Source organism: Veillonella sp. 3310 (assembly GCF_003999875.1).
GTDB lineage: Bacteria > Bacillota > Negativicutes > Veillonellales > Veillonellaceae > F0422.
Genome location: NZ_RQVJ01000001.1, coordinates 538545 through 564232, shown reverse-complemented (window position 1 = coordinate 564232; position 25688 = coordinate 538545). Strand labels below are relative to the sequence as shown.

Annotated in this window: 23 protein-coding genes; 21 read left to right on the top strand and 2 right to left on the bottom strand. The window is 39.1% G+C overall.

What is annotated here, in order from left to right:
* Positions 1 to 194 precede the first annotated feature (194 nt).
* Positions 195 to 1886 carry a DUF438 domain-containing protein gene (locus EO127_RS02740; protein WP_127447911.1) on the bottom strand — a complete coding sequence of 564 codons (1692 nt, stop codon included), beginning with the start codon at positions 1884 to 1886 and terminating at the stop codon, positions 195 to 197.
* Positions 1887 to 2307: 421 nt separating this feature from the next.
* The gene (rarD, locus tag EO127_RS02735) at positions 2308 to 3183 is read right to left on the bottom strand and encodes an EamA family transporter RarD (RefSeq protein ID WP_127447910.1); all 876 of its coding nucleotides are present in this window, start codon (positions 3181 to 3183) and stop codon (positions 2308 to 2310) included.
* A 321-nt stretch (positions 3184 to 3504) separates the two neighbouring features.
* On the opposite strand from rarD, the gene EO127_RS02730 reads away from it, so the two are divergent.
* The 21 genes from EO127_RS02730 (at position 3505) to EO127_RS02625 (ending at position 25632) form a co-directional block, all read left to right on the top strand.
* Positions 3505 to 5967 (top strand): TonB-dependent receptor, encoded by a 2463-nt coding sequence (locus EO127_RS02730; protein WP_206169246.1) that lies wholly within the window; start codon positions 3505 to 3507, stop codon positions 5965 to 5967.
* 51 nt (positions 5968 to 6018) lie between these two features.
* Positions 6019 to 7050 (top strand): ABC transporter substrate-binding protein, encoded by a 1032-nt coding sequence (locus EO127_RS02725; RefSeq protein WP_127447909.1) that lies wholly within the window; start codon positions 6019 to 6021, stop codon positions 7048 to 7050.
* Entirely contained in the window at positions 7043 to 8098 is a 1056-nt protein-coding gene (locus tag EO127_RS02720) for an iron ABC transporter permease (protein WP_127447908.1), read from the top strand. The genes EO127_RS02725 and EO127_RS02720 overlap by 8 nt, the downstream gene beginning before the upstream one ends.
* Entirely contained in the window at positions 8098 to 8868 is a 771-nt protein-coding gene (locus EO127_RS02715) for an ABC transporter ATP-binding protein (protein WP_127447907.1), read from the top strand. Before EO127_RS02720 ends, EO127_RS02715 begins: the two co-directional genes overlap by 1 nt.
* 25 nt (positions 8869 to 8893) lie before the next feature.
* A complete protein-coding gene (locus EO127_RS02710) occupies positions 8894 to 9508 on the top strand; it encodes a MotA/TolQ/ExbB proton channel family protein (RefSeq protein ID WP_062403273.1) in 615 nt (204 codons plus the stop codon).
* Positions 9498 to 9902: a biopolymer transporter ExbD gene (locus EO127_RS02705; protein ID WP_127447906.1), complete on the top strand. Its 405-nt coding sequence runs from the start codon at positions 9498 to 9500 to the stop codon at positions 9900 to 9902. Before EO127_RS02710 ends, EO127_RS02705 begins: the two co-directional genes overlap by 11 nt.
* Before the next feature lie 9 nt (positions 9903 to 9911).
* Entirely contained in the window at positions 9912 to 10640 is a 729-nt protein-coding gene (locus tag EO127_RS02700; protein ID WP_127447905.1) for an energy transducer TonB, read from the top strand.
* Positions 10641 to 10865: 225 nt separating this feature from the next.
* Positions 10866 to 12188: an MFS transporter gene (locus EO127_RS02695; protein WP_127069032.1), complete on the top strand. Its 1323-nt coding sequence runs from the start codon at positions 10866 to 10868 to the stop codon at positions 12186 to 12188.
* 474 nt (positions 12189 to 12662) lie between these two features.
* Entirely contained in the window at positions 12663 to 14036 is a 1374-nt protein-coding gene (gene glmU, locus EO127_RS02690; RefSeq protein WP_127447904.1) for a bifunctional UDP-N-acetylglucosamine diphosphorylase/glucosamine-1-phosphate N-acetyltransferase GlmU, read from the top strand.
* Between the two features lie 114 nt (positions 14037 to 14150).
* Entirely contained in the window at positions 14151 to 15104 is a 954-nt protein-coding gene (locus EO127_RS02685) for a ribose-phosphate pyrophosphokinase (protein ID WP_127447903.1), read from the top strand.
* A 1-nt stretch (position 15105) separates the two neighbouring features.
* The gene (gene pth / locus EO127_RS02680; protein ID WP_127447902.1) at positions 15106 to 15684 is read left to right on the top strand and encodes an aminoacyl-tRNA hydrolase; all 579 of its coding nucleotides are present in this window, start codon (positions 15106 to 15108) and stop codon (positions 15682 to 15684) included.
* A 254-nt stretch (positions 15685 to 15938) separates the two neighbouring features.
* Positions 15939 to 16127, top strand: a complete 189-nt coding sequence (locus tag EO127_RS02675; RefSeq protein WP_126939527.1) for a hypothetical protein — start codon at positions 15939 to 15941, stop codon at positions 16125 to 16127.
* Positions 16128 to 16439: 312 nt separating this feature from the next.
* Positions 16440 to 16637: a hypothetical protein gene (locus tag EO127_RS02670; RefSeq protein WP_127069028.1), complete on the top strand. Its 198-nt coding sequence runs from the start codon at positions 16440 to 16442 to the stop codon at positions 16635 to 16637.
* A gap of 240 nt (positions 16638 to 16877) precedes the next feature.
* Entirely contained in the window at positions 16878 to 18485 is a 1608-nt protein-coding gene (locus EO127_RS02665; RefSeq protein ID WP_240645972.1) for an aminotransferase class I/II-fold pyridoxal phosphate-dependent enzyme, read from the top strand.
* Between the two features lie 108 nt (positions 18486 to 18593).
* Positions 18594 to 19277 carry a thymidylate kinase gene (locus EO127_RS02655; RefSeq protein ID WP_127447901.1) on the top strand — a complete coding sequence of 228 codons (684 nt, stop codon included), beginning with the start codon at positions 18594 to 18596 and terminating at the stop codon, positions 19275 to 19277.
* 189 nt (positions 19278 to 19466) lie between these two features.
* Positions 19467 to 20510, top strand: coding sequence for a DNA polymerase III subunit delta' C-terminal domain-containing protein (locus EO127_RS02650; RefSeq protein WP_127447900.1), 1044 nt, complete (start codon positions 19467 to 19469; stop codon positions 20508 to 20510).
* Complete coding sequence (locus EO127_RS02645) at positions 20510 to 21355, top strand: stage 0 sporulation family protein (protein ID WP_127447899.1); 846 nt, start codon at positions 20510 to 20512, stop codon at positions 21353 to 21355. Before EO127_RS02650 ends, EO127_RS02645 begins: the two co-directional genes overlap by 1 nt.
* Positions 21345 to 22064 carry a tRNA1(Val) (adenine(37)-N6)-methyltransferase gene (locus EO127_RS02640; protein ID WP_127447898.1) on the top strand — a complete coding sequence of 240 codons (720 nt, stop codon included), beginning with the start codon at positions 21345 to 21347 and terminating at the stop codon, positions 22062 to 22064. The genes EO127_RS02645 and EO127_RS02640 overlap by 11 nt, the downstream gene beginning before the upstream one ends.
* The gene (rsmI, locus tag EO127_RS02635) at positions 22057 to 22923 is read left to right on the top strand and encodes a 16S rRNA (cytidine(1402)-2'-O)-methyltransferase (protein WP_127447897.1); all 867 of its coding nucleotides are present in this window, start codon (positions 22057 to 22059) and stop codon (positions 22921 to 22923) included. The genes EO127_RS02640 and rsmI overlap by 8 nt, the downstream gene beginning before the upstream one ends.
* Positions 22916 to 24865: a methionine--tRNA ligase gene (gene metG / locus EO127_RS02630; RefSeq protein ID WP_127447896.1), complete on the top strand. Its 1950-nt coding sequence runs from the start codon at positions 22916 to 22918 to the stop codon at positions 24863 to 24865. The genes rsmI and metG overlap by 8 nt, the downstream gene beginning before the upstream one ends.
* Positions 24865 to 25632, top strand: coding sequence for a TatD family hydrolase (locus tag EO127_RS02625; protein WP_127069021.1), 768 nt, complete (start codon positions 24865 to 24867; stop codon positions 25630 to 25632). Before metG ends, EO127_RS02625 begins: the two co-directional genes overlap by 1 nt.
* The last annotated feature ends 56 nt before the right edge of the window (positions 25633 to 25688 follow it).

Sequence of the window (25688 nt, the reverse complement as noted above, 5' to 3'; positions counted from 1 at the left end):
GACAGACATGGTTTGCTAGTGCAAACTGTGTCTGTCTTTTCAGGTTCTATGATATATTTTTGGATGACAGTAAGAGCCATCCTCCTTCCTCCGAGGTATTTTTTGTGTGTAAAATATATATTGGCAACGCTAGTAACGATGCATTAAGGGGATAAAAAAGAGGACTATCGCTGATAGTCCTCGAATAGATAGTATTAATTCTTATGTTTGAAAGCTAAGATCGCTTGGATTAATGCCTCTAATGACATCTCGCCACGTTCTGCCACCATAGATAAAGTAGCTTTGTGTTTCATTAATTTAGCTAGTGGAGAATTTAGCATTTTATAGTTAGGGTGAATATGAATCATATGATCTTTCAGACCTGGAATGGTATCGAATAGAGGGAATAGTTTTGTGTCACCAGTTAATCCTAGGTCATTTTCATAGATAGTAGATTGTGGTGTGCTATCTTGCACTGTACCTTGTTCAGCTGTACTAGATGGAGCGTCTTCTTTGCGTACATGTTTGTAGTCGATATGATCCACTGCATGGTAAGCAGAATTAGAACCTTCCCAAATCAATTCTTTACGGGAGCCACTTAAGCTACGAATATGTGTGCAATCTTGGACCATTTCCAAGATACCCTTAAATTGGCCTTCTTCGTTACGCACAGCGATGTATTCGATATGGATGAATAGGTCAGGCTTGTTAATCCACATTTCAGCGTAATCTTGTCTGCCAGCTTTGAAAGAATCGATAATTTCTTGTACCAATGGTAAGCTTTTCTTTGGATGACAGTTTTGTACCACACGACCGATAATATTAGAACTACGAGGGAAGATGCGGTGCTTCGTATCATTGTAGAAACGAACCAAATCGTTTTCATCCACAAAGGTAATGTCTACTGGTAAGAATTTAAAGATTAATTTAATTTGCTCAATTGTTAAAGCGCCAACAGCTAGGTCATGTGTTTGTTCAGGGCTTCCATTGATACCATATTTGCCTACTAATTGTGCTAACTCTTGTAAAAGAGCAGTAGAGTTACCAGTAATACCTAATGGTGTGTTTTCATGATTTCCCACATCAGCATGATTATGTTGTGGTGTTACATGACCTGCATTGGCAGACACCTCTCCAAGGTTCTTAGGTTCCGCATCAGGGCGGCCTTTATAAAATGGAGGAGGGGCGATGAAAGCAAATCCAATTTCATGATCACCTTGGCTCATAGTGATGAAGTCACTGTCTTGTAATAACTTCCATGCTGTTGGAATCAGTACTTCTTTTTCTTTGTTGTTAAGGTCACGGATAATATCGATGACATCCGCTTGTTTCGCTAAAAATTCGGACTCTTGCCCAGACTCTAGGAGTTGTTTGCTTTCAGAGATAGCATCACGAACGGCGTCGTCGAAAGTCCACATGATTTTCGTAGGGCGGTCAAAACCGTATCGTTCTAAAACAGGATATAATTGATTTTGTTTGCGAGCTAAATGGATGCGCCAAGTAGTGAGGGCATCATATACGCCAAGCCAAGGATTGAGGATGAAGTGAGGTGCTTGTAACAAAGTTTCCATTTCCGTTAACTGTTGTTCCATTGCGTTGATTTCATTTAGGTACACTGTTAATGGATGATGTTCGGGATATTCATTGTTCGCACGGATTAAAATACCATCGAATAATTCTAACAAGTCATCCATACGATGGGTGATTTCTTCGTCAGTGTAAGAACCTTTTAATTGTTGTTCACCATAGGCAAATTCATCAGGCGTACAAGTGCCGATTTTTTCTTTCAATAATGTACGAGCCGTTTCTAAATCTAAGGTGCCACCGAGAAAGCGATCTTTAATGTCGATCATAACTTCCATTCTGTCGTTGCCTGTAAGACCAAGGGCCTGTTTCATTGTATCCATGTGCGTATCCTTTCTGTGTTTACTATTAGTTTAATCATTGTTATGGTATCATCATTTGCAGATACTTTTTTGACTGAAAGCCGCTGAAAGAATGCAGACATTCTTACAAGTGAAGATACCATGGGTCTAGCATGATAAAGTATATGGAGCGTTCTCTCATAGGAGTCGCTCCCTTTGATGCCTTTAGTATACAGTAAATAAAAATAATTTTCAGTTGCTAGGGATACAGAATTGAAAAAGTTTTGTAAGGATTGGGACAAATCATAGGAACAATATGGTTATGTAAAAGTTATAGAATTTGAGGATGCTCTGAAGGTATATGAAAATTTAGGAAATATTGTAGTATTACATAAAAAAAGATGAAGAATGATAAAAATATACTAAAATAGCCTATGCGATGAATGCATAGGCTATTTTGTGTTTATTTAGTGTAATTGGAGGCTGTATAGATTCCAAGGGCAACCCAAATGAAAGAAAAAGAAATCATTTTATTGGTATCGAAGCTTTCACCGAAATAGAAGATGGCGATAAGTAAAGCGATGGTAGGGGATAGGTATTGTAGGAATCCTAATAGATTGAGCGGCAACAATCGTGCACCATAGGTGAATAGAACGAGAGGTGCCGATGTGGTTAGACCAGAAATCACGAATAATGCAGCTGTATAGGAATCGTTTTGAAACGCTGTCCAAGAGCTAGCGTCGATGTACGTTGTGTATGCTAGTGCTAGGGGCGCTACGAGCCAAGCTTCAAAGGCAATACTTGTAAAAGGATGAATCAACAGTTTTTTCTTTACAAGACCATAGAGACCAAAGGTTAAGGCAATGGCTAGGGCTAAGTCAGGGGTACTTCCCATTTGTAGAGAAATGAAGATAATGCCGATGGTAGCTAAACCTACACTACACCACTGTGGAAATGTTAGCTTTTCTTTGAAAACAAGTACCCCTAAGACTACATTAAGGAGCGGATTAATATAATATCCAAAACTAGTATCCATCACACGATTGTTGGAGATGGCCCAAATGTATAATCCCCAATTACTAGATACGAAAATAGAGGCCAGAATCAATAAACCCAATTGAGATATATTTTGTTTTAAATGTATGCAGTCTTTCTTAAATTGTTGGTAATTAAGTCCAATAGCCACAAAGGACATAAAGAGTGCAGACCATATAATACGGTGTGCAAGTACGCTATAGGCTGATATATGGTGGAGAAGTCCCCAGTATATGGGTAAAAGTCCCCAAATAAAATAGCAACTTAAAGCGGTGATAAGACCTTTTTTGTTAGTTTGTTGCATAGATACCTCCTTTAGTGTATTCAGTTATCATAGTACCACAGATTGCATACATATTCTATGAGAAATCATTATATGGGGTATAAATAAGACGTTAAAAAGATACCAATACATCTAATATGCACCAAAAATATAATATAGAATATAGAAAAATCTAATATAGAATATAGAAAAATCTAATATGAAATTTAGTTATATTTGATAAGCGTATTGAAAAATAAAGATATCATGAAGTATAATTATAAACAGTGCTTTACTATGTAGTAAAGGTAATATAAATTTATCAATTCGTATGGGCGTACGAAATTTTTTGGAGGTATATTCATGAAAATAACAAATAAGCGCATTTCTGCAGCTCTGTTAGCCTGTGTAGCATTGACTACATTTAGCGGTGTACACGCGGCATTTGATGAGCATTTAGACAACTATCAATTAGATACAAAGGTAGTGAAAGGTGATCGTTCTAAAGATCAATTTGGTAACACTGTAACAGAACAATCTTACTATCGTACAGGTGGTGACGTAAAAGTTATCACTCGTGATGAAATTGAAAAACGTCATTACGCTGATTTAACAGAAGCGATCAAACGTATTCCAGGTATTACATTCCAAAACCCAGGATACCGTGGAGGGGAATATGGGTTCCAGTTTTTCAATAATGGTATTTCTATTAATGGAGACACTCGTGTCATTATTATGGTGGATGGTCGCCGTGTAGATAACTCTACAAGTACTCGTATTGCAAGTAGCAGTGAGTCAGGTAGTAAGTCTACAGGAGTAAATCTTGACCAAGTTATCGATATTAATGCAGTAGATAAAATCGAAGTAATTAAAGGTCCAGGAGCCTCTGTATATGGTTCTGATGCTACTGGTGGTGTTATCAATATTATCACACGAAAAGGTGAGGCTATAAGTCAAGGCTCTATAGACCTTTCCACTGGTTCTTGGGGAAAACATAACTATGATTTCTCTTATTCTGGTAGTGCAGGAAATGACAACTCTTTACATTACTTTGTCGGACTACACCGTGTGATGTCTGGTGATACAAAATATCGTGATGGACATACCGGAGATATTGGAATATTGGGTGGCTCTCGTTTTGATGAGCGAAGCGCTAATGTACGACTTGATAAAGATTTTAGTGATACAGAACGTTTAACTGTATCTATTAATCATCAACAAGGTAAGGATGGATATCCGATTACTACACCAAATCAAAAGTATTGGAATCAAAAAGATTGGAATCGAATTATATTTAAAGCAGCTGTTGGTGAACGGGATGAAGATGGCAAGTTAGTCTTAAATGAAGAGTATTCAGGGGACTATGAGTACGAAAATAAATATAAAGTTGTGCAAAATGAAAAAGGAAATCCTGCCTACCATAATTTATTTGCCCTAGATGGATTTGGTTACAATTCATATAGTAAATATAAAAATAATGATGTGGATGTAAAATACACTTTCGATCGTCAATCTGACATGGAAAGCTTTGTTCGTTTCTATCATCAAAGTCATCAATATTTAAGTAGTGATAAATATGCTTGGGTATTACATGATGATGGAATGAGTAATAAGGCATTCAATTTAACGGGAGATCAATTTACAAAGGATTTCCCAGATGGGGCTAAAGATGGAGCTTTATTAGATGCATGGATTGAAAAAAATTTAGCCCCATTCCCTGGCGGTAGTAAAGCAGCCTTGGAAGAATGGGTAGCTAAAACGGGTGGAAAAGCACAAGATCCAAGACATTATTATGATGAAAGAAAGCGTGGGATTCAATTACAACTGGCACGTTCTATAGGTAAACATGATATCATCATGAATGTTTCCTACGATAAAGATCAAAATGATTATGTAGATCAAGTACGGAAAAGAAAAACATCTGTAAAACGTAATTCTTTATATGGTTATGTACAAGATAAAATTCATGTAAATGATAATTTTGATGTGACACCAGCTGTACGATTTGCTAAATATAGTGATTACACAACAGAAACGGGAAAATCGTTAGGTGGCGATCCACATGTAGTGACACCTTCCTTAAATCTACAATACCAACTGCATGATGGTAGCACAGTGTATGCTGGTTGGACAAAAGTTCTTCGTCCATTACGTAGTGGTGATTATGTTTCAGCCTATGATGGAACAAAAACAAACTTAAAGGATGAAAAAGGAAATGTATATACAGTAGGCTATCAAAAAATATTTAACAAGAAAACCACTGTAGGTGTAAACTATAGTCTTACTGACATGACAAATGCTATTGCTAGCTTTGAAATAAGAACTCCGAGGGGGTTTGAAAGTGTTCCTGTGAATGCAAATCAAAAGAAAACATCTTTTAATCTTACAGTAGATCATAAGATTAATAAAAACTGGACTGTTGGTGTGGCATACAGTCATTTAAAAGATAAATGGTCTGCAAAACCAGGTTATGTAGTAAATCCAGCATGGAACTATAATAACTCTGGTGATATTAACACAGGTATTAACAAATTGCGTCCAGCGAATCATTATACACTCAATGTAAATTATGATGCGGGTAAAGTATCTTCTGGATTGTTAGTAAACTATTACACAGGCTCTAATATAGAAGCCTTTACATCGAAACGCTTTGTAGTAGTAGATTGGAATTTAAACTATGAGGTTACTAAAGATTTAACAACATACGTTGCAGTGACAAACTTAACGAACGAAGCATACGAAACTACTAGCTATGCCGTATATGGCCCAGGTAGTTCTGCAATGCCAGCTCGTCAAGCTATGATTGGTGCTAAATACAAATTCTAATAATGATTCATGAAAGAGCTACCTTGGTAGCTCTTTCGTTTAGGTGAATAAATGAGAAAGTTATATATAACTGGATGTATGTTAGCTATCATATTAGGATTATACAGCGCACATCTACATGGTATGGAAGAATTTATTCCTATGCCTGACTATGTGGAAAGTACTGTTGTTTCCCAGGAAGTAGGACCTCGTACGGTAAATCAATTAACGAGCAAAGGTACGGATCAAGAGATTACCTATGAAGGGGAACCACGTCGCATCATGGGCGTTTGGCAAAGTTCGGTAGAAACGTTGCTTGCTTTAGGTGTAGGTGATCGTATGATTGCAGCTATAGGAGTGCCAGATAGCAAATATATAGCAGAAGAATATCGTGATGCTTACGAAAAGATTCCTTATAAAAGCATGGAAATTCCAGATGTAGAAACTACCTTATTATGGGAGCCAGATTTGCTTGTAGGCTGGTATTCTACCTTTCAGAAGAATAACTGGAAGAGTACAGATTTCTGGGCACAACGTGGGATTGATAGCTATATTTCAAGAGCATCCTATAAAAAATCTAAGAGAACAGTAGAGGGAGAATATCAATATATTCTTGATCTAGGCGCGATTGTCAATAGACAAGAACGGGCGCAGGCGCTGGTGAATCGAACTAAACGGGCAGTGGCAGAGGCAAGAGTCTATGGAGAAGCGCAGAGCACAAAAGATACGGTTTTAATATTAGAGAATTCGGGACGCCAGTATCGTGTGTATGATAAGGAAACATTAGCAGGAAATATGCTGGAAGAAATAGGAGGACATCTTATTTCTGAGGCAGGACAAACAATCAATGCAGAAGAGTTGATTCATTTAAATCCATCAGTTATCTTTTTAGTGCTAGTAGAAGAGGATTATGAACGGCAAGATGAACTCATAGACAATCTATATAAGAATCCTACACTACAACACGTAGATGCCATACGTAATCATCGAGTACATGGGGTTCCCCTATTTATGGTGTATAGCGCAGGTACACGAATCCATGATGGATTGAATCTTATGATTCACGGATTGTATCCTAATTTTACAGGAGGTATTCATGAGTAATCGAACACATACGCTTACAGTGGTGGGTGTGGGAATTATACTCATAGCCCTATTGATTGCGGGAATGGCATGGTCTTTATTTTTAGGAACTGTTCATATTCCAGCAAATACATTGTGGCAAGTGGTGGCATCAAAATTTGTAGATACAATCACGATTGAGGATCCACGACAAGGGGCTTTGAATGATATTGTATGGATGTTGCGTATGCCACGGGTTGTCTTAGCGGCTCTAGTAGGTGCGGGACTTGCTGTCAGTGGTGTTATTATGCAAGCCATTGTTAAAAACCCATTGGCAGATCCATATATTCTAGGTATTTCATCAGGTGCATCTACAGGCGCTACAGTAGCCATTTTAATGGGTGTGGGCATTGCCTTTGGTGAAGAATACGTAGGTATTATGGCTTTCATAGGGGCTATGGTTATATCCTTTGGTGTGCTTATTATTGCTAATATGGGTGGACGTGCTAATGCAATTAAATTGTTGTTAGCCGGGATGGCCTTGAGCGCCGTTTGCAGTGCCTTTACGAGTATTATTGTATACTTTGCAAACGATAAAGAAGGGATTCAAAACGTAATCTTCTGGATGATGGGTAGTCTGGCAGGGGCTAATTGGGATTTGATTGGCATTATGCTACTTGTTATTCTAGTACCAATTGTATTCTTCTGGTCCCAAACACGCATTTTGAACTTGATGTTACTGGGTGATGAGGTGGCTATCACATTAGGGATAGATTTACACAGATATCGCCAATTATACCTTGTGATGAGTTCGATTATGATAGGTTTTGCCGTGTATGCAGCAGGGATTATAGGATTCGTAGGGTTGCTTATTCCGCACATTGTACGACAAGCGTTGGGAACAAATCATAAAGGTTTAATTCCTATCTCTGCCTTGGGAGGCGCTTTATTACTTGTGGTGGCAGATACACTCAGTAGAACGATTATTCCTCATACGGAATTACCGATTGGTATTTTAATTTCTGTGATCGGTGCGCCAGCTTTTGTATACTTAATGATTAAGCAAACCTATGCGTTCGGAGGTAATTAATGAATTTACAAGCAGAACAAGTTGCCTTTGGCATTGGACAAACGCAAATCTTACAAGGTATAGATTTAAAAGTGCAAGACCGTGAAATTGTAGGTCTAATTGGTCCTAATGGTAGTGGTAAAAGTACGTTGTTAAAATGTATCTATCGTACATTGCATCCTAATGCAGGACAAATTATGTTGAATGGCCGCGCCTTAGATGAACTTTCATTTCGTGAAAGTGCTTTGCAAATGGCGGTAGTGGCACAACATAATCAATACCAATTTGACTTTTCAGTGATGGATATTGTACTTATGGGGCGTATGCCTCATAAAAAATTACTTGAAGGAGATACGCCGGGGGACTATACTATAGCTAGACGGGCTTTAGCACAGGTAGGCATGGATCATATGGAAACACGTAGTTTCTTGAGCCTTTCAGGGGGAGAGCAACAGCGTGTGATTTTGGCCAGAGCCTTAACACAAGAAAGCCCATGTTTGATTTTGGATGAACCAACGAATCATTTGGATATCAAGTACCAATTGGAAATGTTGGAAATCGTTCGTGATGCGGGTGTAACTGTATTGATGGCTGTTCATGATTTAAACTTGGCATCCCAATTCTGTCATCGTTTAGTAGCCTTGGAAAAAGGACGAGTGGTTGGCACAGGGACGCCAAAAGAGTTGTTGACACCAGAGTTTATTCAAAATCTATATGGTGTACATAGTCGCATCGTAGAAGGTCCGACAGAAGATTCTATTCATATTATTTTTACGGAAACAGTGAAATAAGTATTTATGTATAAGGAGGTATCACATGGAATTATTTGAATTATTTATTAAGGGTGGATATGTAATGTATCCATTGTTACTCTGTTCTTTTATTGCGGTGATTATTTTCGTAGAACGGTTGCGTTTCTATCGCTCTATGTTAGATGATGTAAATGCATTGCGTGAAAAGATTATTCCACTAGTACAACAAAGCAATTGGAAGGGCTTACAAGCCTTAAAAGAAACAAGCAAAGGGATGGCAACACATGTCATTGCAGAAGCAGCTCGTGGTGGCAATAATAAAGAACAACAAGAAAAATTGTTGGAAGCAGCAGCCATTAGTGAATCTGCTAAGTTACGTCAATATTTGAACTATATTGAATCTATCGTAACAATGGCTCCTTTGTTGGGTTTGTTGGGTACAGTAACAGGTATGATTGGGTCTTTCAGTGTATTATCCATTTCTGAAGGACAACCATTTGCCATCACTGGCGGCGTAGGGGAAGCTTTGATCGCCACAGCTACAGGCTTGATCGTGGCAATTATTGCTTTAATTTTACATACATACTTAGTGCAACAACAAGATATTTTGATTAGCCAAATCGAAGATGCAAGTGCTATGTATATGGCGGAATTGGCAGGTGACAACCATGCGGCTTAGATCCTTACGGACTACGTCTAAACCGAAACTCATGATTATTCCAATGATTGATATCATCTTCTTTTTATTGGTATTTTTCATGATGAGTATGTTGACAATGGTCGTACAAAAATCTGTGCCAATTCAGTTACCGCAAGCGGTGGCGTCGAAAGTGGACTTGCAACGTAAAATTCCAATTACTGTAACTAGCAATGGACAAATTTATGTGGAAGCACAACCGGTGACGCTTGACCAAATGATTCGCTACTTGCAAGCTGAAAAAGCGAAGGGCGATGACATGGTCGTTATCTTGCGTGGTGATGTGAAAGCTGAATATGGCGCATTTGTTACTGTCTTAGACACATTGAAACAAATGGGTATTGTTAAAGTATCCATTGCGACAGATAGTAAATAAGGAGGTACTATGGATAGACGATGGCGTATACCCGCAGTGATATCCGGACTGACAAATATAGGTCTTGTAGTACTTCTAGGCGTATTGGGTCATATCCAAACACCGACACCAGAATCGGATGAAATTGTAGAGGTGCAGTTGGTTCATGAGGACAAAGGTAGTGCAGGGCAACCGAGTGCAGGACCAGCGATTACAGCACCCCATACTGAAAAACGTGAAATTCCACCGCCGATTACGAATTTAGCCGATGCAGAAGCAATTTTAGAACAAGTGAAAGCGGAAGCACCTAAACAGGTAGCGATTGTCGCACCGCCATCAGCACTTTCAGGAAATCCTGGAGGCGGTGGAGAAGGTACGGGACCTAGCGATGGAAATGGTGATGGTAACGGAGATGGCGACGGAGATGGCGACGGCAAAGGCACTGGAGATGGTAACGGGGTAGACGGCAACGATGATGGAGTGATTGTCGATGCTGGTAGTTTATCTTTAGTCAGTGATGTAGAAGCACCGTACCCTCCTAAAATGCTCCGCCAAGGTAAAACAGGCACTGTGGTTGTTCAATTGGTAGTAGAAAAAGATGGTTCAGTTAGCTCTGTAGATATTATTGGAGGCAGCGGACAACCTGAATTTGAACAAGCTGTGATGCGCGTGGCGTATCAATGGACCTTTGTACCAGCTACACGTAATGGACGACCAGTCCGAGCCTATGCAACGAGAACCTATCGCTTTGCATTATAAAATTAAATAGATATATCTATGCATTAGTATAGACGAAGTACTTAGCACCATATGATTCTTAATATATTTAGACAAGAAATGTATGGTGCTTTTGTGTATTCGTATAAGAAAGATATATAGGTTTTCCTAAGAAGAGATAAGCTTCTTTCAGAAATAAACTACTAGCCTATCATCTAAAAAAGGTATATACTATGCCATGGTGTACATTGTAAAGGAGGCATTAGAATGGAACAAGTTAGTCAAGAGGTAAAAAGTCGTTTTTTACGCTTGCAAATGAATTCTCTAATTGGTGTATGGATTGGATATGCAGCTTACTACTTAGTGCGCAGTAACTTTAATTTAGCGTTGCCTTATTTATCTGGTGAACTAGATTTAAGTAAAACGCAATTAGGGTTATTGTCTAGCTGTTTGTTGATTACATACGGACTTAGCAAAGGATTTATGTCTGTGTTGGCAGATAAAGCAAATCCGAAGTATTTTATGGCTATCGGGTTGACTTTATGTGTAATCTTGAATGTATTGATGGGATTTACTACACATTATTCCTTATTTATCGGACTCGTTATTTTATTAGGTTTATTCCAAGGAATGGGCGTAGGACCGTCAATTATTACAGTTGGGTATTGGTTCCCTAGATCACAACGTGGTCGTGCTAGTACAATTTGGAATATGTCCCACAACTTAGGTGGTGGCATTGTAGCACCTATCGTGGGTGTAGCCATTGGCTATTTAGGAACAGAGCATTGGCGCCTCGGTACATTCGCAGTACCAGCAATATTAGCTGCAATTTGTGTGCTATTAGTCTTGTATTTTGTTCGTAAACGTCCAACAGAAGAAGGGTTACCAACGGTAGAGGAAGTATTCCAAGAGGAAGCAGCAGGACAAAAATCTGCTAAAATGGCAGCGGGTAAACCAGAGAATATGAATGCATTCCAAGTGTTCTATAACTTTGTATTTAAAAACCCAAACTCTTGGTATTTGGTGTTGATCGACGTATTCGTATACATGGTCCGCTTTGGTATGATTACTTGGATTCCTTTATACTTACTGAAAGTAAAAGGATTTACTAAAACAGAGATGAGTGTAGCCTATATGTTATTTGAATGGGCTGCCATTCCATCTACGATCTTGGCAGGCTATTTGGTAGATAAATACTTCAAAGGACGCATCATGCAATTACCAATCTATTGCTTAGTGGTCATCTTTGCTTGCGTCATTGGATATATGAATTCTGATAGTATTTTATGGGCCACTGTATTTGCTTGTATCACTGGATGTTTGATTTATATTCCACAATCTATGATTCCAGTACAAGCGATGGAAGTCATTCCAACATTTGCTTTAGGATCTGCTGTAGGCTTGCGTGGATTTATGAGTTACCTTGTGGGTAGTTCCTTAGGAACAACACTCTTTGGTTTTGTTGTAGACCATTGGGGCTGGGACATGGGCTTCTACACATTATTAGTGGGCGTAGTTCTTTGTATGTTCTCTTGTTACTTATCTAATAGAGGGGTACAAAAAATCTATGCGGCTGCTGATAAAGCCTAGACAGATGAAACAATACAGATAAAAGAATGGGTACTAGTAAAATGTGCTAGTGAAAGTTACAAAGGAAAGCCTCAGTAGGGGGGGCTTTCCTTTGTTGTGTATATAGTAGGCTTATAGAAACTTAAGAATTCATAATATGAAAGTATACAGATTTATGTCATAGATTGTACTGGTATAAAAAAATTCTGTAGTAGAAAATGGTATTAAAAGTTTGCACTCCATGACATAAAATTGCTATTTCTGTTAAGAATTTGCAACTCATGCCACAAAACGACTATTTTTATGAAAAATATGTACTCCATGACATAAAATGAGCAAACTTGAAGAAAATTTGCTGTGGAATCCATACAATTAAGACAGAAATTTATGAAGCGTATAAGAAATAAAGTTATATTTAGTGTCGAAAAATCTCCCACAATATGGTATGCTAATTTATATATAATTATTATTCAATAACAATAAAGGTGGATGTATATGAATGAATTAGTAGGTTTGATTTTGGCGGCCGGTAAAGGGACACGCATGAAATCTAAACTTCCAAAGGTATTGCATAAAGTAGCGGGTAAAGCTATGGTGGAACGTGTCTTAGAAGCGGCTCAATCTGTCGGGGCACAGCGCAATGTGGTCATCGTTGGTTTCGGTGGGGATCATGTAAAAGCTTACTTAGGGGACCGTGTGAAATACGTCACACAATTAGAACAAAAAGGTACGGGCCATGCGGTGCAACAAGCTGAATCTGTGCTAGGTAACCATGATGGATTGATTTTATTGTTATGCGGTGATACACCATTGGTCACACAACAAACATTGGAACAATTATTAGCGCACCACAAAGAAACAGGGGCAGCAGCCACAGTGTTAACGGCTTATATGGATAATCCATATGGATATGGTCGAATCATCCGTAATGATGCTAAGTTCGTAGAACGTATTGTAGAAGAAAAAGATGGTACATTGGATGAATTAAAAGTGCACGAAGTGAACACTGGGATGTACATTTTCGATTCCAAAGAATTATGGCCTTGTTTAGAGCAACTTTCAGATGACAATGCACAAGGAGAGCTATACATTACAGATGTGGTGAGCATCCTTGTACAAGCAGGCAAAACGGTGAGCGCTTACATGACCATGGACAGCGATGAATCCCTAGGGGTCAATAGCCGTTTACAATTGGCGCAAGCAGAATTGATTTTGCGGAATCGCACAAACTTAGCGTTAATGGAAGCGGGCGTTACCTTAGTGGACCCACATAGCACCTACATTGCTCCAGAAGTGGTGGTGGGGTCAGATACGATCATCTATCCAAATACAACCTTAGAAGGCAATACGGTGGTGGGTACGAATAATATTTTGGGACCTAACATACGTTTGTCCAATGTGACAGTGGGCGATAATAATCACATCCATGATTCTTACGCCCACGATTGTGAAATTAAAAATGATACAGTGATTGGACCATTTGTGCATTTGCGCCCAGATACAGTGCTCTCTGATAAGGTAAAAATCGGCAACTTCGTAGAAGTGAAAAATAGCGTGGTTGGTACAGGTACAAAACTTCCTCACTTATCTTATATCGGAGACAGTGATGTAGGAGCCAAGGTAAATATCGGTTGTGGTACCATTACTGTCAACTATGATGGTAAAAAGAAACATCGTACGATTATTGAGGATGGCGTGTTTGTGGGTTGTAATTCCAATTTAGTAGCACCTGTCACAATTGGCAGTGAAAGTTATGTAGCCGCTGGCTCTACGATTACGAAGGATGTGCCAAGCCGTGGATTGGCATTTGGACGGGCTCGCCAAGTGGTAAAAGAAAACTGGGTTACAGAAGATACTTTCAAAAAATAAATTTGTGTTAAAATTTAATAAAATAGTTTACACAAAATTGAGAAAATGAAGTACAATATATAGAGAGCCTTTGTGCATCAAATTGTAAGTCAATTGTTTTAGAGGAGTAATGACATGGCATTAGAAGATGGTAAACGACTCAAAGTTTTTACAGGTAATGCAAATCCAGCATTAGCCAAAGAAATTTGTGATTATTTGGACCTTCCATTAGGAGAAGCGTTTGTAGGACGTTTTAACAATGGGGAAGTACAAGTCATGATTGATGAAAGTGTACGTGGTAAAGACGTATTTATCGTGCAACCAACTAGCTATCCTGTGAATGATAATGTAGTTGAGTTGTTCATCATGGCAGATGCATTAAAACGTGCGTCCGCTCGTCATATCACAGCCGTTGTACCATATTATGGGTATGCTCGCCAAGATAGAAAAACTCGTGGTAGAGAACCAATTACAGCAAAATTAATGGCAGATTTATTACAAACTGCTGGTGTAACTCGCCTTGTAACTGTAGACCTTCATGCAGGTCAAATTCAAGGTTTCTTTGATGTGCCAGTAGACCATTTAATGGGAGCTTCCATTATTGCAAACTATATCAATGAAAAGAAAATGGACGATGTCATCGTTGTCTCTCCAGACCTTGGTGGCGTAACACGTGCTCGTGATTTAGCGGACCGTATTGGCGCACCAATTGCTATTATTGAGAAAAAACGCCCACAACCAGGCGTAGCAAAAGTGATGAACTTAATCGGTGATGTAAAAGGTAAAAACTGTATCATCATCGACGATATCGTAGATACAGCGGGATCTCTTGTAGAAGGGGCGAAAGCATTGCAAGAATTTGGTGCAAAATCTGTAACCGCTTGTGTCACGCATGCAGTATTGACAGATCCAGCTTGTGAACGCATTGCAAACTCCAACATTAAAGAGTTGATTGTCACAAATACAATCGATATTCCTGAAGAACGTCGCTTACCAAATATTACAGTATTGTCCGTGGCTCCATTATTAGGAGAAGCGATTTTACGTATTTTTCAAGAAGAGTCTGTAAGCTCTTTGTTCGATAAATAAGATGAAATTAATCGTTGGACTTGGAAATCCAGGTAGGGACTATGAGGGAACTCGTCATAATATCGGCTTTATGGTGGTAGATGCCATAGCCGAGGGGGTAAGCCATACACCTTGGAGAGAAGATTATAAAGCAGAAATTTGCTCCTGTACCATAGAGGGTGAAAAAGTGTTATTGGTGAAACCACAAACATTTATGAACCTTAGTGGTGAATCGGTGGGACCACTGATGCGATATTATAAGCTCACACCTGAAGATGTGTATGTCATATATGATGACATGGATTTGCCTGTAGGTAAATTACGGATTCGACCAAATGGCAGTGCAGGTGGTCATAATGGCATTAAGTCTATGATTAGTCATTTAGGAACGGATGGATTTCCACATTTTCGCTTCGGCATTGGTAGGCCTTTGCCAGAATGGACAGTGGTAGACCATGTATTATCTCGGTTTCCTGAAGACCAACAAGACACAGTACAAAAGGGGATTAAGGCTATGGTAAAAGCAGTCCTTGGCTGTGTAGAAGTAGGTATTGATAAAGGAATGAACTTATATAATCCTAAAAAGGGGCGTCCTCGTTAAGGACAGAAAAACCAAAATAGAGCACCTGTTCTATTTTGGTTTTTATTATGCATATATCGTGTATATCAGGGTAGTTTTGATTAACTATTGTATTACTTTTGATTTGTTGGCGTAATTCAATCAAATAAATTCACTATATATGTCTTTTCATCTTGAAATTATGAAAATAAAAGTATATACTAAGTTTAGAGCAGTATAATTAGTATTTAATGTGAATCGTCTTTATTTTTACTTATTGTGAGGGAGGCATTATCATGAAAGGTAATAATTGGGGCGGCAAGCGGGCTGGTGCAGGTCGCAAAAAATCCTTATTTGAACGTAAAGGACGTACTTTCCGTTTGACTGATGCTGAGTTTCTTGAAGTCAAACCATTAGTGGATGCAGTACGACGTCGTACTGAGGAAGCTATGTTAGCTACATTAGCAACTAAAAATAAAAAATAGTTGTACGTTCTTAATACTACTGAGTTTAATTAGCTAAGCGCTTTTGATTACAAGTTAGTATGGAAAATCGACTCCTTTTGGGGTCGATTTTTTTTAATTCTATAGAACTACTTGACAATATCGAAAAATATCGTTATAATAATACCTAACATAGCGAAGTAGACTGATGCTAGAATAAGGTAGGTATACGAATAGATGCTTACAGTATACACCCTTATGATGGTTTATGAGCTATGGTGGTTCAACCCGACCACAGAAGGATCCAATTTTGGAAATGAATTCAAATAATTACTACACAAATGGAGGTTAGCAATGAGCTTAATTAAAAGTTTATCCAACCGCTTGTCTGTGCTAGGATATAGTGGTTACGAAATTACACAAATTATCAATAGTGCAACGGGCGGTCAAGACATCAACGCATTGACTGGTCAAGATTTACACCATGTGGCAAACACAATGGAACACTATGTAAAAGCAGGTGCCCAATACGTTGCGGAATATAGTAAATAAGTAAAAACTGCTACAGTTTGTAAGGAATTACAAATTGTAGCAGTTTTTTTATAGTATCTTGTATGTAAAATATATTGATATCAATATGTGTGTATACTTATGTCATATCATAGAGGAATAGAAATCTATGCTAAAGGTGATGGAATTAGTTGAATGGATGTACAGAGTAGGGTAGAATACTAGATAGAGTATTTAGAACTATAAGCTTAATGATATTGTGAAAGAATCAATAGTAAATATATGAAACAAAACATAAATCAACACAGGCTTCCTTTTGTGGAGTCTTTAGAACGATATAAAGAACAACATATGGTGCCCTTTCATACGCCGGGTCATAAAATTGGTGTAGGAGCGCCTACATTGCTCACAGAGTGGATGGGTCCAGCGCTGCCTTATGATTTAGGGTTAATGTATGCCATTGATGATTATCATGAGCCAGAACGTGAATTACTGGAAGCACAACAATTGGCGGCACAGGCCTTTGGTGCCGATCATACATGGTTTTCTATTAATGGTACATCAGGTGCGATTCAAATGATGATTATGAGTGCTGTGAAAGAAGGTGACTCTATCATTATTCCTAGAGAAGCCCATTGTTCTGTTCATAATAGCCTGGTGTTAAGTGGAGCTAAACCAATTTATATGAGAGGACGCTTTCATCAACGTTGGGGCATTCCTACAGGGGTGACTGCGGAGGAGGCTATTACTACGATGGATGCTCATCCAGAGGCAAAGGCCATCTTACTGGTTCATCCTAATTATTATGGAATCGGTGTGGATGTAAAACGAATTGTAGAAGCAGCACACAAACGACACATGATTGTGTTAGTGGATGAAGCACATGGACCACATCTTATGCCATACTTAGGCATGCCAGTGTCTGCTATAGAAAGTGGAGCAGATTTAGTTGCCCAAAGCACACATAAATTATTAGGTTCGCTGACACAGACCTCGATGCTCCACGGACAAGGGACTCATATTGATGTAAACCGTATTCAACGATTGCAACAAATTTTGATGAGCACTAGTCCGAATTATATTTTCTTAGCATCTTTGGATATGGCGCGCCATCAATGGGCTACAGAGGGTCAGTCCCTTATGAAGCAAACATTGGAATTAGCTCGTACATTGCGAAGAGCTCTGAATGAGATTCCTGGCATTGTTTGTCCTGGTTATGAGGATATAGAAGGGGCTTTCAGTTTCGATGAAACAAAGATTATTATCGATGCGAAGGGACTTGGACTCACTGCACAAGAGTTAGAACTAGAGTTACGACAACGCCGTATTGAAGTAGAATTGATGAAAGCTTACCATGTATTGCTGTTAATTACCATAGGCGATACAGAAGCATCTATACAACAGGTCATAGAGGCGGTGCAGGGTATCTCAGCCATGTATAGATATAAGCCAGAAGGTAGCACAAAGAGTGGTAGAGCGTATGCACAACGAGACAACTCATGTTTACTTGACCAAAGTAATCATACGTCTTTCAATACAGTGAATAGTGCAAAGAATCGTATTATAGATAGTGTAGATGATACATATACTACGAATGACAGTGATGTAGATGCAAGTATAATGGAAATATTACCGACACCAGTAGTGGTGCTTTCACCTCGGCAGGCATTTTATGCAGAGCTGGAAGAAATCCCTTTGGAAGAAGCTCTAGGACGAATTAGTGGAGAAACGATTACCTATTACCCACCAGGAATCCCTTGTTTAGGTGTAGGTGAGATCATAACGAAAGAAGTATTGGCATATGTTGGGCAGAAACAACGTGATGGGTATGTGCCGAATGGTGCTAGGGACCGCCAGCTGAAGACAATCCTCGTATGTAAAGATATATAGATATATTATGCATAGAAATAAAATGTATTTAGTAAGAAGATACACACGATATATATAAGGGATTGAAAGAGTATACGAGAAGAATTACGATGTCATAAGGAGATATATATGGGACAATTAATTATTATTGAAGGTGGCGACGGCAGTGGTAAGGCCACGCAGACCGCAAAATTGTTGGAACGATTACAAGCAGAAGGATATCCTGTGCGATCTGTAAGTTTTCCTAATTACGACAGTCCAGCGGCGGAGCCTATCAAAATGTATTTACGTGGGGACTTCGGAAAAGAGGCAAACTCCGTGAATGCCTATGTGGCTAGCACTCTCTATGCGATAGACCGATTTGCATCGTATCGCCAAGATTGGCAGCACTTCTATGAAAAAGGCGGCATTATCATTGCCGACCGGTATACCACATCTAATATGGTGCATCAAATGATAAAGTATACGGATATGAAAGAACGTCAAATATTTTTACAGTGGCTTGACCAGTTGGAATACGATTTATATGGGTTACCAAGACCTGATGCAGTGATTCTATTAGACATGCCTCTATCTTTGTCCAAAGCTTTATTAGCAGAACGTACAGGCAAGACTGGTGGTAATACGGGAGACATTCATGAACAAGATACCACTCACTTAACGGCAGTTCATGAGGCTTATGATATGTTGGTGACCACTTATGATTGGCATCGAGTACATTGTGAGAATGAAAGTAATCAATTGCGCACCATTGAAGACATTCATGAGGAAGTCTATAGCATTGCAAAACAGTATATTCAGGGTAATCAGTAAGAAACTATTTTTCTAGCCTAGTGAGGAGACATACAAAGGCATAGCTTGGAATAAGATATATAGATATATGTAACACGACAGGATGACGTAACATTGCGCAGACTCTGTCGTGTTTCTTTCTTTTAGCGGTGTAATTATTGTCATAACATGCTATAATAAAGGGTAGTCTTATGAGGTAAAGGAGGGTGTATGTCATTTTTTGAAACTGTACTTGGTCAACACCAAGTGAAAGAACAAATTACTACATTAATCCATGATTCTGCTTTACCCCATAGCTTACTGCTCTACGGAGAAACAGGTTTAGAATCTACCTCTATGGCTATAGCCATTGGATCCTTAATAGTGGGACGTCAGATTTTTTCTCCTGATGAGGGACGGACCTTTTTATCCGCTATAGAGCAACAACGCATTGAGTCTGGTGAAAGTGAGAGCGCAGTCAAAGAGAAAGGTTTGCCAATCTATATTGATCAAGGTCAAGCTTTTTGGATTCGCCCTATGAAAACACAGCTCAGTGTGGAACAATGGTATACCTTATTAGAGAAGTATATCAATGTATCTAGTGATACACCACGGGTGGTTATCGTAGAAGGCTTTCAGACGGCCAATACTGTTCTAGCGAATGCAATGCTGAAAACGATTGAAGAACCACCGAGAAATATGTATTTTATCATTGTCACTACCAATATCGATAATGTACTACCCACCATCGTGTCACGATGCATGCTCATTGGTATGCAACCAGTGCCAGAAGAAGAGTTGGTGAAAGCCTTAACCAAGGAAGGATATACAGGAGACATTCGACGTGCTGTGCGAAGTGCTCGTGGAAATCCCACATTAGCTCGTCAGTGGGCGCAGGCTGGTGGTATTGAAAGTTTAGAAAAGGCGATGGAAGTGCTAGAATGTGTGGTTGAAAGAAGTCATTTCTTTACCACCTTAACCTTATCCTTTGAGGGACTTTCAAAAGAAGTGGTACTCGATATATTGGGTTGGTTACGAGTGCTAGCAAGGGACATGTTAGCCTTGCGATATGGTATAGAGAGTGAGAAGATGATACTTAGTGAGTATCGATTCCGCATGCAAATGATTTTACAACGATGGTCGTCTAAATCTTTGCAACGAATTGTGCCCATTACATTAGAAGCAGAACAGGCACTGCGCCTTAATGTGCGCTTAGGCCTTGTTATAGATGGAGTTATATTGGCCTTAAGGGAGGCTGTGAAGGAGGATATATAGTGGTTACTATAGTAGGAGTACGCTTTAAAAAAGCAGGCAAAATCTACTACTTTAGCCCTGGGTTTGTAACCCTTACGACAGGAGATGGTGTCATAGTAGAAACCTCTCGTGGTTTGGAATTTGGGGAAGTCGTAATTGGACCACGGAAAGTATCGAAAGATAGCGTGGTACAACCGCTGAAAGAAGTGACGCGTAAAGCAACACCAAAAGATTATAAACAAGTAGAGAAAAATAGAGAGCGAGAAGAAAAAGCCTTTGAAATCGGATTAGAAAAAATTGCCTATCGTGGATTGCCGATGAAATTAATCAATGTGGAATATACATTTGATATGAATAAAATTGTCTTTTTCTTTACTGCAGAAGGTCGTATTGATTTTCGTGAACTTGTAAAAGATTTGGCCAATGTATTCCGTACGCGCATTGAATTGCGCCAAGTAGGGGTCCGTGACGAGGCGAAGGTATTAAATGGAATTGGTGCCTGTGGTCGTCCATTATGTTGTGCTACGTTTTTAGGTGATTTTGCATCTGTATCGATTCGGATGGCGAAAGATCAAAACTTGAGTTTAAATCCAACAAAAATTTCTGGTATTTGTGGTCGCTTGATGTGCTGTTTGAACTATGAAAATGACTCCTACCAAAAAGGGGGAGACTTGTATTCACAAAAAGCAAAACAACCAGTTCCTGTAGCAGAGCCCCCAGGTATCGGTAAAGAAGTGGTTACCGATGAAGGATTAGGAAAAGTCTTAAAAATCAATACCATGAAAAAGACAGTAAAAGTACAATTAGAAGCAGGACGTACAATCGACTTACATTGGTCGGAAGTGGCATTGCCGGATGAAGAGTAATATTACAGTCACAGAATTGCTACTGAGTGAGTTTCAGCTATTCCAAGATGAAGGAGAATTTAAGTTTTCTATTGATGCTATCTTACTCGCTCATTTTGGAGAGGCGAAATCCAATAAGCAGTATTTAGAATTAGGTACCGGCACAGGGGTAATTCCTCATGTGTTGTACCATCGTGGAGCCCGTCATGTAGTAGGGGTTGATTGTAATCCTCGTGTCATTGAGCTAGCTCAGAAAAGTGTCATCCATAATGATATTGCAGAAGCAGTATTCATGGTGGAGCTAGATTACATGACCGATGCAGGTAAAGTTTACTATGGTCAGTTTGATGGTATCTACATGAATCCCCCCTATTTTGAACCGAATAGTGGACTTTTATCGCAAGAAGAAAGTGTAGCATTAGCCTTGCATGAACAACAACATTCTATGAAAGATAGATTGCTACAAGTTCAACGGTATTTAAAATTTGGCGGTACTTTGTGGATGATTTATACCACACCACGCTTAGAATCCTTGTTACATGCTATTGAACAGACTCAATTTAGAGTCAAACGAATGCGATTTGTTCATGGTAATCAAGATAAAGTGAGCAAATTGGTATTACTAGAATTAAAATATGGTGGAAAATTAGGCATGATTGTGGAACCACCTTTATATATATACGAAGTGGATGGTTCCTATTCAGAAGAGGTACAAGCATATTATGAGTAGTCATAAAGGGATATTATTTTTAATTCCCACACCCATTGGGAACTTAGAAGATATGACCTATCGGGCTGTGCGTACATTACAAGAAGTAGATGTGGTAGCAGCGGAAGATACGCGTCATACGGGAGTGTTATTACAACATTTTAATATTGCTAAGCCTATGATATCCTATCATGAACACAATAAAGTGGAGAAGGGGACAGAACTCATCGAACGCTTGTTAGAAGGTCAATCTATAGGCTTGGTTAGTGATGCGGGTATGCCTGCTATTTCTGATCCCGGCGAAGATTTGGTGAAAGAAGCCCTAGAAGTAGGAATCCCTATTGTTCCATTGCCAGGGGCGAATGCAGGTTTAACAGCACTCATTGCATCAGGGCAAAATACGAAGGAGTTTCACTTCATCGGATTTTTACCGAAGCGAAAGCAGCATGTAAAAGAGGTGCTATCACGGATTGCTACCTATGAAGGAACCCTTATTTTCTATGAAGCACCCCATCGTATAGAAGAAACGATCCAAAGCTTATATGAAGGCTTAGGAAATCGTTCTATTACAGTAGGTCGTGAACTGACGAAAAAGTTCGAAACTTTCACACGAACCACTTTGCTAGAATTACAAAATGATTTTAGTCAAATCGTAGAAAAAGGGGAATTTGTCCTCTTAGTAGGTGGTAGTGAGACAGTAACAGGTGAAGCAGTGCTGGAAGAAGTGGTGCTTTCACCGTTAGAGGCAGCCTTAGCCTTAATCGAAACGGGAGTACCTAAAAAAGAGGCAGCCCGTCAAATTGCAAAAGAACGTGGCCTTTCACGGCGCGATGTATATAATGAAATTGAATGGTATAGTAAGGAGAGAACAGATGACTAAGAAACCGTATTATATTACGACACCAATTTATTATCCAAGTGCGAAATTACATATTGGGCATACATACTGTACGTCCATTGCTGATACAATTGCTCGTTTTAAACGTAGAGCGGGTTATGATGTGCGATTTTTGACAGGCTCTGATGAACATGGACAAAAAATCCAACGTATGGCGGAATCGATGGGTATTACTCCATTAGAATATACGACGCAAATCGTAGATGGATTTAAACATTTGTGGGAAAAATTGAACATTTCTCATGATGATTTTATTAGAACTACGGATGAACGACATATCAAATATTGCCAACATTTATTCCAAAAGGCCTTCGACAATGGAGATATTTACAAATCTTCTTACGAAGGTTTGTATTGCGTACCATGTGAAACATTCTGGCCAGAATCTAAATTAGGTCCAGAAAAAACATGTCCTGATTGCGGGCGTCCATTAGAAGTGGTACAAGAAGAAAGTTATTTCTTCCGCATGAACAAATACGCTGATCAATGGTTCAAATTCATTGAAGAAAATCCTGATTTCATTCAACCAGAATCTCGTCGCAACGAGATGATTCAATTCGTCAAACAAGGCTTAGAAGATTTGGCAGTATCTCGCACTAGCTTTAACTGGGGTATTCCGGTACCATTTGATGAAAAACATGTTATGTATGTGTGGTTTGATGCGTTGATTAACTATATTTCTGCACTAAACCCATTAGATGAAAACAGTGATTTATTTGAAACGTACTGGCCTGCAGACTTGCATTTAGTGGGGAAAGAAATCGTGCGTTTCCATACCATCATTTGGCCGATTATGCTCATGAGCCTTGGCTTGCCATTGCCGAAAAAAGTATATGGCCACGGCTGGCTTGTCGTTGATGGAACAAAAATGAGTAAATCCTTAGGCAATGTGATCGACCCAATTCCATTGATTGATACCTATGGTTCTGATGCATTGCGCTATTTCTTGGTGAATGAAGTGCATTTAGGCAATGATGGTAATTTCAGCTTGCCTAACTTCATTACGAAAATCAATGCTGACTTGTCTAATGATCTTGGTAACTTGTTGAATCGTACCGTAGCGATGATTGAAAAATATCATGGTGGTATTATCACAAAACATGAGCCGACAGAAGAGGTGGATAAGGATTTAATTGCCTTAGCAGAGCAAACGGTAAAAGACTACGAACAATTGATGGAAGATATGCAGTACAACAAAGCTTTCAAAGCTGTATGGGCTTTCATCGGTCGTACGAACAAATACATTGATGAAACGATGCCTTGGGTACTGGCAAAAGGTGCTAATGAAGGCGATGCTGAGCGTTTAGAAGCTGTTATGTATCATTTGGCAGAATCTTTACGTATCATCGCTGTGTTAGTGGACCCAGTGATTCCAACAGGAGCTCCTAAAATTTGGGAACAACTTGGCTTACAAGGGTTTGCACAAGCTATGCTAGATGATGTACGCACATTTGGTGCTCTTCCTACAGGTACAAAAGTGGTGAAAGGAGATCCAATCTACCCACGTTTTGAAATTCCTGAAATGGTGGATGTAGTGCCAGAAACTACTGAAGAAGTAGTTGAGGAATCTGTTGATACTAGCAATATTCCTCCTATCAAAGAGGCTATCGAATACGATGATTTTGCAAAATTAGATTTACGGGTAGCGAAAGTATTGACCTGTGAAGCGGTGAAAAAATCTAAAAAATTATTGCTATTTACATTAGATTTAGGAATTGAAACACGTACTGTGGTAAGCGGTATCTCTCAATTTTACAAACCAGAAGATTTAATTGGTAAAAAAGTAATTTATTTGGCAAACTTAGCGCCGAAAAAAATCATGGGTCATATGTCAGAAGGTATGATTTTGTCCGCATCTAATGAAGAGGATCAATTAGAAGTAACGAATATTGAATCCTTAACTCCAGGAAGTGTGGTGAGATAATGCGATTGTTCGATACACATGCGCATATCAATGATGAACGATTTGATAATGATCGGGAACAGATGATACAAGACTGTTTTGACCAAGGTGTAGAGTACATTATGTGTCCAGCAGTAGACCGCAAAACTGCAGAGTCAGCCATTGCTTTGGCGGAACAGTATGACCGTGTCTATGCTGCTGTAGGGGTGCATCCACATGAATCTAAAGATGCCACAGAAGAAGACTACGAATGGTTCAAACAAATGGCATCCCATCCTAAAGTCAAAGCCATTGGTGAAATCGGTTTAGATTATTACTATGATTTTTCTGATCGAGATGTGCAGGCAGAGTCTTTCAAACGTCAACTAGCCATTGCAAGAGAAGTGGATTTACCAATCATTATCCACGATCGTGATGCACACGGAGCCATTCGAGATATGTTAGTGGAACATGGAAAAGGCAATTATGGGGTCTTCCATTGTTTCTCTACAAGCTTAGATATGGCAAAAGAATTTATTAAAATGGGCTATTATATTTCCTTTGCAGGACCTGTAGTATTCCCCAAATCTACGAATCTAAAAGAAGTAGCAAAGCACATTCCCTTGGATCGTTTGCTCATCGAAACAGATTCTCCCTATTTGACTCCCCCTCCATTTAGAGGTCGTCGTAATGACCCATCCAAAACTCAATTTGTGGCACAGGAAATTGCCCAATTGCGCGGTATGGATGTAGAAGAACTAGCTGCCATTGCTTTAGAGAATGGCAAGCGTTGTTTTGGTATTGAGTAATATATAACTAGAAAGGCACTTTCACAGTAGCATATACGGAAAGTGCCTTTCTGTGC

Excerpts from the sequence above, each read along its gene's own strand:
- EO127_RS02685 (WP_127447903.1), top strand. The coding sequence starts at position 14,151 with ATGGCATTAGAAGATGGTAAACGACTCAAAGTTTTTACAGGTAATGCA.
- glmU (WP_127447904.1), top strand. The coding sequence starts at position 12,663 with ATGAATGAATTAGTAGGTTTGATTTTGGCGGCCGGTAAAGGGACACGC.
- EO127_RS02700 (WP_127447905.1), top strand. The coding sequence starts at position 9,912 with ATGGATAGACGATGGCGTATACCCGCAGTGATATCCGGACTGACAAAT.
- EO127_RS02730 (WP_206169246.1), top strand. The coding sequence starts at position 3,505 with ATGAAAATAACAAATAAGCGCATTTCTGCAGCTCTGTTAGCCTGTGTA.
- EO127_RS02705 (WP_127447906.1), top strand. The coding sequence starts at position 9,498 with ATGCGGCTTAGATCCTTACGGACTACGTCTAAACCGAAACTCATGATT.
- EO127_RS02650 (WP_127447900.1), top strand. The coding sequence starts at position 19,467 with ATGTCATTTTTTGAAACTGTACTTGGTCAACACCAAGTGAAAGAACAA.
- EO127_RS02655 (WP_127447901.1), top strand. The coding sequence starts at position 18,594 with ATGGGACAATTAATTATTATTGAAGGTGGCGACGGCAGTGGTAAGGCC.
- EO127_RS02715 (WP_127447907.1), top strand. The coding sequence starts at position 8,098 with ATGAATTTACAAGCAGAACAAGTTGCCTTTGGCATTGGACAAACGCAA.
- EO127_RS02725 (WP_127447909.1), top strand. The coding sequence starts at position 6,019 with ATGAGAAAGTTATATATAACTGGATGTATGTTAGCTATCATATTAGGA.
- EO127_RS02710 (WP_062403273.1), top strand. The coding sequence starts at position 8,894 with ATGGAATTATTTGAATTATTTATTAAGGGTGGATATGTAATGTATCCA.
- EO127_RS02720 (WP_127447908.1), top strand. The coding sequence starts at position 7,043 with ATGAGTAATCGAACACATACGCTTACAGTGGTGGGTGTGGGAATTATA.
- EO127_RS02625 (WP_127069021.1), top strand. The coding sequence starts at position 24,865 with ATGCGATTGTTCGATACACATGCGCATATCAATGATGAACGATTTGAT.
- EO127_RS02670 (WP_127069028.1), top strand. The coding sequence starts at position 16,440 with ATGAGCTTAATTAAAAGTTTATCCAACCGCTTGTCTGTGCTAGGATAT.
- EO127_RS02640 (WP_127447898.1), top strand. The coding sequence starts at position 21,345 with ATGAAGAGTAATATTACAGTCACAGAATTGCTACTGAGTGAGTTTCAG.
- rsmI (WP_127447897.1), top strand. The coding sequence starts at position 22,057 with ATGAGTAGTCATAAAGGGATATTATTTTTAATTCCCACACCCATTGGG.
- EO127_RS02675 (WP_126939527.1), top strand. The coding sequence starts at position 15,939 with ATGAAAGGTAATAATTGGGGCGGCAAGCGGGCTGGTGCAGGTCGCAAA.
- EO127_RS02740 (WP_127447911.1), bottom strand. The coding sequence starts at position 1,886 with ATGGATACAATGAAACAGGCCCTTGGTCTTACAGGCAACGACAGAATG.
- rarD (WP_127447910.1), bottom strand. The coding sequence starts at position 3,183 with ATGCAACAAACTAACAAAAAAGGTCTTATCACCGCTTTAAGTTGCTAT.
- pth (WP_127447902.1), top strand. The coding sequence starts at position 15,106 with ATGAAATTAATCGTTGGACTTGGAAATCCAGGTAGGGACTATGAGGGA.
- metG (WP_127447896.1), top strand. The coding sequence starts at position 22,916 with ATGACTAAGAAACCGTATTATATTACGACACCAATTTATTATCCAAGT.
- EO127_RS02665 (WP_240645972.1), top strand. The coding sequence starts at position 16,878 with ATGAAACAAAACATAAATCAACACAGGCTTCCTTTTGTGGAGTCTTTA.
- EO127_RS02695 (WP_127069032.1), top strand. The coding sequence starts at position 10,866 with ATGGAACAAGTTAGTCAAGAGGTAAAAAGTCGTTTTTTACGCTTGCAA.